6 protein-coding genes are annotated in these 7404 nt (G+C 64.5%); all 6 read right to left on the bottom strand.

The annotated features are described in order from the left end of the window. Positions 1-1421: malate synthase G (locus JWR89_RS17945; RefSeq protein WP_299718549.1), on the bottom strand; the 1421-nt coding region annotated here is incomplete at its 3' end. A 125-nt stretch (positions 1422-1546) separates the two neighbouring features. Further along, complete coding sequence (cysW, locus tag JWR89_RS17940) at positions 1547-2431, bottom strand: sulfate ABC transporter permease subunit CysW (RefSeq protein ID WP_299718546.1); 885 nt, start codon at positions 2429-2431, stop codon at positions 1547-1549. Then, positions 2431-3258: a sulfate ABC transporter permease subunit CysT gene (cysT, locus tag JWR89_RS17935; RefSeq protein WP_299718544.1), complete on the bottom strand. Its 828-nt coding sequence runs from the start codon at positions 3256-3258 to the stop codon at positions 2431-2433. The genes cysW and cysT overlap by 1 nt, the downstream gene beginning before the upstream one ends. A gap of 158 nt (positions 3259-3416) precedes the next feature. Next, a complete protein-coding gene (locus JWR89_RS17930; RefSeq protein WP_299718542.1) occupies positions 3417-4439 on the bottom strand; it encodes a sulfate ABC transporter substrate-binding protein in 1023 nt (340 codons plus the stop codon). Positions 4440-4463: 24 nt separating this feature from the next. Then, the gene (gene cysC / locus JWR89_RS17925; protein ID WP_299718540.1) at positions 4464-6380 is read right to left on the bottom strand and encodes an adenylyl-sulfate kinase; all 1917 of its coding nucleotides are present in this window, start codon (positions 6378-6380) and stop codon (positions 4464-4466) included. 16 nt (positions 6381-6396) lie between these two features. Continuing rightward, positions 6397-7248: a sulfate adenylyltransferase subunit CysD gene (cysD, locus tag JWR89_RS17920; RefSeq protein ID WP_299718560.1), complete on the bottom strand. Its 852-nt coding sequence runs from the start codon at positions 7246-7248 to the stop codon at positions 6397-6399. Positions 7249-7404 lie beyond the last annotated feature (156 nt).

Here is a 7404-nt window from a genome sequence, read left to right as displayed (position 1 = left end):
TTGCGGATCATCGGGCCTGCTTCCATCGACGTATGAATTTCGTCGCCGGTGCGGTCCAGGAATCCGGTGTTGATGAACATGATGCGCTCGGAGGCATTCTGGATGCAGGCCTTGAGGTTCACCGTGGTACGGCGCTCCTCGTCCATGATACCGACCTTCATGGTGTTGACCGGCAGCTTGAGCATCTTCTCGACGCGGGCGAAAGTCTCACAGGTCAGCGCGACTTCATCGGGGCCGTGCATCTTCGGCTTGACGATATAGACCGAGCCGGTGCGGCTGTTGCGCAGGCCGGTGGACTTGAGGTCGTGGATCGCCAGCAGGCCGGCGACGGCGGCGTCGAGCAGACCTTCCGGGATTTCCTCGCCGGCGCTGTCGAGTACGGCATCGGTGAACATGTGATGGCCGACGGCGCGCATCAGCAGCAGGCTGCGGCCGTGCAGCGTCAGTTCTTCGCCGGCAATGGTCTTGTAGGTGCGGTCGGGATTGAGCGCGCGCTGCAGTGTCTTGCCGCCCTTCTCGAAGTCGGCGGACAGCGTGCCGTTCATCAGGCCGAGCGTGTTGCGATAGACGAGGACCTTGTCGTCGGCATCCACCGTGGCGACGCTGTCTTCCATGTCGAGGATGGTGGAGACCGCGGATTCGATGATCATGTCGGCAACCCCCGCGGCGTCGTCCTTGCCGATGATGTTGGCGCGGTCGATCACCACTTCGATGTGCAGGCCGTTGTTGACCAGCAGGATCGAGGCGGGCGAGGTGAAATCGCCGAGATAGCCGGCAAGCTGCGCGCCGTCTTTCAGCGCGGTCATGTTGCCGCTCTTCAGCTTCACCGACAACTGGCCGGCGACGATGCTATAGGCGGTGACGTCGGTGTGGCTGCCGGTGGCGAGCGGCACGGCGTGGTCGAGGAACGCCTTGGCCTTGGCGATGACGCGGTCGCCGCGCGCCTTGTTGTAGCCCTTGCCGCCGTCGGTGGCCTCGTGTGGGATCGCGTCGGTGCCGTACAGCGCGTCATACAGCGAGCCCCAGCGCGCGTTCGCGGCGTTCAGCGCGTAACGCGCATTGGTCAATGGCACCACCAATTGCGGGCCGCAGATCTGGCCGATCTCGATATCGACATTCGCGGTTTCGACAGTCTTGGTCGCTGGCTCCGGCAGCAGGTAGCCGATTTCCTTCAAAAACGCGGTGTAGGCCGCCATGTCGAAGCTGCCCTTGTTCGCGCGGTGCCAGGCGTCGATCTTGCCCTGCAGGGTGTCGCGGACCTTCAGCAGTTCGCGGTTCTTCGGCCCGAGGTCGCTGACGATCCCCGCGAGACCAGCCCAGAACGCGTCCGGTTCGATCCCGGTCTTGGGAGCGGCTTCCCTGGCAATGAAATCGAACAGGACGGGGGCGATCTTCAAACCGTGGGCGTCGATACGTTTCATCTGGGATCTCTCGCGAAAGGCGGCAATTCTGCTCTGTTTTCAGGAAAGTGGCGCTCATTCATGCCACACGGCGTCAGCAGTCCTTTTAACGCCAAACCGTAGCGGCTGAGAAGGCCCCAGAAAGTTCAGTGCCCAGGCGGCCGGGCCGGGGTCACATCGATTTCCCGGCTGATCCGTTCCAGGGCCACCTTGATGACGATGGTGACCAGCGCCACTGCGGTCAGCACGGTGGCGGCGGCGAAGGCGCCGGCGACGTTATAGTCCTGGTACAATAGCTCGATCTGCAGCGGCAGCGTGGTGGTCTGGCCGCGGATATTGCCGGACACTACCGACACTGCGCCGAATTCGCCCATCACCCGGGCATTGCACAGGATCGCGCCATACAGCACCGCCCAGCGCACATTGGGCAGCGTCACCCGAAAGAACGTGGCGAAGCCGGAGGCGCCAAGCGTCACCGCGGCTTCTTCCTCATCCGTGCCCTGCACCTGCATCAGCGGGATCAGTTCGCGCGCCACGAACGGCGCGGTGACGAACATGCTGGCCAGCACGATCGCCGGCAGCGCGAACATCACCTTGATGCCCAATGCCTCGATCAGCGGCCCGAGCAGGCCCTGCGAGCCATAGACGAACAGATACGCCACACCGGCGACGATCGGCGAGATCGAGTAGGGCAGTTCGATCAGCGAGATCAGCAGGGTGCGGCCGGGAAACTCGAATTTGGTCACGGTCCACGCCGCGGCGAGGCCGAACAGGATGTTCAGCGGCACGGCGATGAGCGCGGTGATCACCGTCAGCCAGATCGCATGCTGGGTGCCGGGGTCGGAAAGGCTGCGGAAGAACACGCCGACGCCTTGCGACAGCGCCGAACTGACGATCAGCGCCAGCGGCGCGACGAGAAACAGCAGCGTCACCACGGTGACGATGCCGAGCACCACGCGGCGCGCCACCGGGCCAGCGCCGACCGGGGTCACCATCCATTCGGTATGGGCGCGCTCCGACACCGGCTTCATTAGGCGTCTCCCCGGCCGAGATAGCGCAGGTGCCACGCCTGCACCGCGTTGGTGACAACCAGCATGGCGAAGGCCATCGCCAGCATCACCGTGGCGATCGCGGCCGCGGCCTCATAATTATATTCCTCGAGCCGGATGAAGGTCAGCAGTGCCACGATCTCGGTCTTCATCGGCTGGTTGCCGGCGATGAAGATGACGGCACCGAACTCGCCTAGGCTGCGCGCGAAGGACAGCGAACAGCCGGCGAGAAACGCCGGAAAGATCGCCGGAAAAATTACCCGCCACAAAATCTGGAAATCATTGGCGCCGAGCGAGCGGCCGGCTTCCTCGACGTCGGAGCCGAGATCCTCGATCACCGGCTGCACGGTGCGCACCACGAAGGGAATGCTGGTGAACGCCATGGCGATGGCGATGCCCAGCGGCGTATAGGCGACCTGCAGGCCCAGCGCCTCCAGCGGCCCGCCGAACCAGCCGCTCTTCGAAAACAGTGCAGTCAGTGCCAGGCCGGCCACGGCGGTCGGCAGCGCGAAGGGCACATCGACCAGCGCATCGAGAATGCGCTTGCCGGGAAATTCGTAGCGCGCCAGCACCCAGGCCAGCAGCAACCCGTAGACCGCGTTGAACGCGGTGGCGGCCAGCGCCATCGTCACCGTCACGCGCAGCGCCGACAGCGTGCGCGGCGACGACAGGATGCCCCATAATTGCGCAAGCCCGACATCCGACGCCTTCAGGATCAGCGCGCACAGCGGCAGCAGCACGATCGCCCCGAGATACAGGACGGTGATGCCGAGCGAGAGCCCGAACCCTGGAATGACGCTACGTCGCAAGATGGAGGGACCTGAGGCGAGAGAGGCAGTGGGCTTCTCTTAGCAGCAGCCGTAGGGTGGGCAAAGGCGCACTTGCGCCGTGCCCACCATCTGTTGGCATGCTCTCAAAAAAGGTGGGCACGCTTCGCTTTGCCCACCCTACGCGATCATCGCTCGCGTCACCTTCCCCCGAACAACTGATCCAGCTTCGCACCTGAATTCAGGTGCTCCTTGTTCAACTTGTCCCAGCCGCCGAATTCGTCCTCGACGCGGTACAGCTTGACCTCGGGGAACTTGTCTTTCTGCTTCGCCATCACCGCCGGATCGGCGACGCGGTTGTAACCCTTCAGCTCGATGGCCTGGCCTTCCGGCGAATACAGGAATTCGAGATAGGCATTGGCCAGCGCCGTGGTGCCGTGCTTCTCGGCATATTTATCGACCACGGTGACCGGGAACTCCGCCAGCAGACTGGTCGGCGGCACCACCACTTCATATTTGTCCTTGCCGCCGGCATCCTTGCCCGCGAGGTCGCGGATCGACGAAGTCTCCGCCTCGAAGGTGATCAGCACGTCGCCGGTGCCGCGCTCGACGAAGGTGGTGGTCGCCGCACGACCGCCGGTGTCGAACACCGGGACGTTGGCGAACAACTTCTTGATAAAGTCGTCGGCCTTGGCGTCGTCCCCCAGCGTGTGGCGCGCATAGGCATAGGCCGCGAGATAGGTGTAGCGCGCGTTGCCGGAGGTCTTCGGGTTCGGGAAGATCACCTGCACGCCGGGCTTCACCAGGTCGCCCCAGTCCTTGATGCCCTTCGGATTGCCCGCGCGCACCAGGAACGCCGGCAGCGAGTAATACGGCGAAGAATTGTTCGGCAGCCGCGTCGCCCAGTCCTTCGGGATCAGCTTGCCGCGGTCGTACAGCACCTGCACGTCGGTGACCTGGTTGAAGGTCACGACGTCGCCCTCGAGCCCTTCGAGGATCGAGCGCGCCTGCCGCGACGAGCCGTTATGCGACTGGTTGATGGCGATGTCCTGGCCAGTCTTGGCCTTCCACTGCTTGATGAAGGCGGTGTTGATCTCCGCATAGAGCTCGCGCGAAATGTCATAGGAGACATTGAGCAGCGTGGTCGGGGTCTGCGCCTGCGCGGCGGGGACGGCGGAGAGGGCGCCAAGTCCGGCGGCGAGGGCGATTACAAAGCGGTTCAAGACAAGTCCCCTATCGGTCAATAGTCAGATATTGGAGGCGAGATCGATGACCTCGTCAAACAGGATGCCGCTGCGCGACAGCATCTGCTCGATCGCATCGACCGCGTCGTTAACAGCAAGCTGTGACGTGTCGATGCTCAGTTCGACCGCGGTCGGCGCCTGGTAATCGTTGCCGATCCCGGTGAAGCCGTGCAGCGTGCCGGCGCGGGCCTTGGCGTAGTGGCCCTTGGGGTCGCGCTGCTCGCAGACCGCGGCGGGCGTCGCCACATAGATTTCCCGGAACAGCGTATCCGCGATGCCGCGCGCGGCGGCGCGGTCGTGCAGCGATGGCGACACCGCGGCGACGATAGCGATGTGGCCATTGCGGGCGAGGTGGGTGGCGACTTCGGCGAGGCGGCGGACGTTTTCGCTGCGGTCCTGCGCGGAGAAGCCGAGGTCGTTGTTGAGGCCGGCGCGCAGCGTGTCGCCGTCGAGCAGCACGGGCGAGCCGCCATGGTCGAACAGCCGACGCTCCAGCGCCAGCGCCAGGGTCGATTTGCCGGAGCCCGGCAGCCCCGTCAGCCAGACCACCGCGCCGTGATGGCGATGGCGCGCCGCGCGTTCGTCGCTTCGCAGCGCGGATTCCACCGGCACAATGTTCGCCGGGACGGCGCGCTGTCCGGCATTGACCGACAGCACCAGCCCGCCGCCGGCGATGCGGCCATTGACCTCGATGACCAGACGCCCGGTGCGCGGATTGTCGAAATAGGTGTCGGCGGCAACCGGTTGCGCCAGCGAAATATCGATCTCGCCGACATGGTTGCGCGCGATCGCCTTGGTGGCGACGCTTTCGAGCTCGCCGGGATCGACCGCCTTTTCGATCGCCACTACCGTGGCGCGGGATTCCCGCGTGCCGAGCCGCAGCAGGATCGACGTGCCTTCGGTCAGCGGCGCATCGTGCAGCCAGAAGATCCGGGCGCGCAGCCGCCGCGTGTCGCGCGGCGCGGCATCGACATGGGCGATAACGTCGCCGCGCTCGACGAACAGTTCGCGGTCCAGCGTGATGCCGACCGAGCGGCCGGCGCCCTGCGGTCCCGCCACCGGCGTCTGCGGCCAGCTTTCAACGCTCTTGATCTTCGCGATCTTGCCGGTGGGCATGATGACGATTTCGTCGCCGGTGTTGAGGCTGCCGGATTCGATGCGGCCGGCAATGATGCGGCGGTCGTCGAACTTGTAGATCGCCTGCACCGGCAGCCGCAGCGCCAGTTCGTCAAGCGGCCGTGCCGGATGCAGCGCATCGAGTGCCTCGACCACCGTGGGGCCGTCATACCAGGCGATGTTCGGCGTGCGTTCGGCGACGCCATCGCCATCACGCGCGGAGATCGGGATCACAGCGGCCGGCGTGACGCCGAGTTCGATCAGGTGCGCCGAAATCTCGTCGCTGATCTCCTTGAAGCGCGCCGCGGAAAAATCGACGCGGTCCATCTTGTTGACGACGATGGCCACCTGCTTGATGCCCAAGAGATGCAGCAGGTAGCCGTGCCGCCGGGTCTGGTCGCGCACGCCTTCCAGCGCGTCGATGATCAGCACGGCGCCGTCGGCCTGCGAGGCGCCGGTGATCATGTTGCGCAGGAATTCGGCGTGGCCGGGCGCGTCGATCAGCACCACGTCGCGCGATTGGGTGCGGAAACGAATCTGGGTGGTGTCGATGGTGATGCCCTGGTCGCGCTCGGTCTGCAACGCGTCGAGCAGGAACGACCATTCGAACGGCATGCCGCGCCGCGCACTGACGGCCTTCAGCATTTCCAGCTTGCCGTCGGGCAGCGAGCCGGTCTCGTGCAACAGGCGACCGACCAGCGTCGATTTGCCGTGGTCGACATGGCCGACAATGACAATGCGGACCTGCGGGCGGGTGGTGCCGTTTGGCGTCGCCAGGGTGGCTTGGGAAACTGCGATGTCCATGCCGTCACTCATTGCGTCACAGATAGCCAGCGACGCGCAGGCGCTCGAAAGCGTCTTCGGTCTCGTGGTCGAGCGCACGCCCGGCGCGCTCCGGCTCTTTGGAAGTTTCGAGTTCGATCAGGATCTCTTCGATGGTCTTCGCGTTCGACGCGACCGGGTTGGTGATGTCGGCATCGCCGAGCGAACGGTAGCGCTTGCCGTTCTGCGCCAGGTAGAGCGGGATGATCGGGATATTTTCGCGTTGGGTGTAGGCCCAGATGTCGGACTCGGTCCAATGCAGGATCGGATGCACGCGCAGATGCGCGCCCGGCGGCGGCGAGGCGTTGAACTGGTCCCAGAATTCCGGCGGCTGGTCGCGCACGTCCCATCCGCCCTCGGTGCCGCGCGGCGAGAACACGCGCTCCTTGGCCCTCGTCGCTTCCTCGTCGCGGCGGATGCCCGCGATCAGCCCGTCAAAGCCGTACTTGGCCAGCGCCAGCTTCAGCCCCTCGGTTTTTCGCGCCGCGGAGCGCGCCGCGGGCGGCAGCGTCGGGTCGATACTTTCGATCGGCGGGCAATAGTCGATCTTCAGGTCGAGGCCCCACTCTTTTGCGTATTGCTCGCGGAAGGCATACATCTCCGGAAATTTCTTGCCCGTATCGACATGCAGCGCGGGGAACGGCACCTTGCCGAAGAACGCCTTGCGCGCCAGCCAGATCATCACATTGGAATCCTTGCCGAGCGACCACAGCAGCGCCAGCTTCTTCAGCCGGGCAAAGGCCTCCCGGAAAATGTAGATGCTCTGCGCTTCCAGCTCGTCGAGATGGTCCATGGATACCACTGTAGTGCGTGCACGCGCATGGATCCGGCCTGGATTTTGCTGCGGCATCGCGTCAGGTGCGGTTGGAGAAATGCGCAACCCGGGCTCGTTCTGATCGCTATCGAGAAGATGCATCTGCGACACTTGGTGTTTGGAGACAAAAATTCTACAATTAGAACGCGTCGAAGAAGAAATAATTTTCTCTTTGCGCGGCTTGTGAGAGAC

The sequence above is a fragment of the Tardiphaga sp. genome (assembly GCF_028290785.1).
Taxonomy (GTDB): Bacteria; Pseudomonadota; Alphaproteobacteria; order Rhizobiales; family Xanthobacteraceae; genus Tardiphaga.
This window is presented reverse-complemented; position numbering and strand designations above follow the sequence as displayed.

Coding starts and splice junctions, on each gene's coding strand:
- cysC (WP_299718540.1), bottom strand. CDS start 6,380: ATGGACATCGCAGTTTCCCAAGCCACCCTGGCGACGCCAAACGGCACC.
- cysD (WP_299718560.1), bottom strand. CDS start 7,248: ATGCCGCAGCAAAATCCAGGCCGGATCCATGCGCGTGCACGCACTACA.
- cysW (WP_299718546.1), bottom strand. CDS start 2,431: ATGAAGCCGGTGTCGGAGCGCGCCCATACCGAATGGATGGTGACCCCG.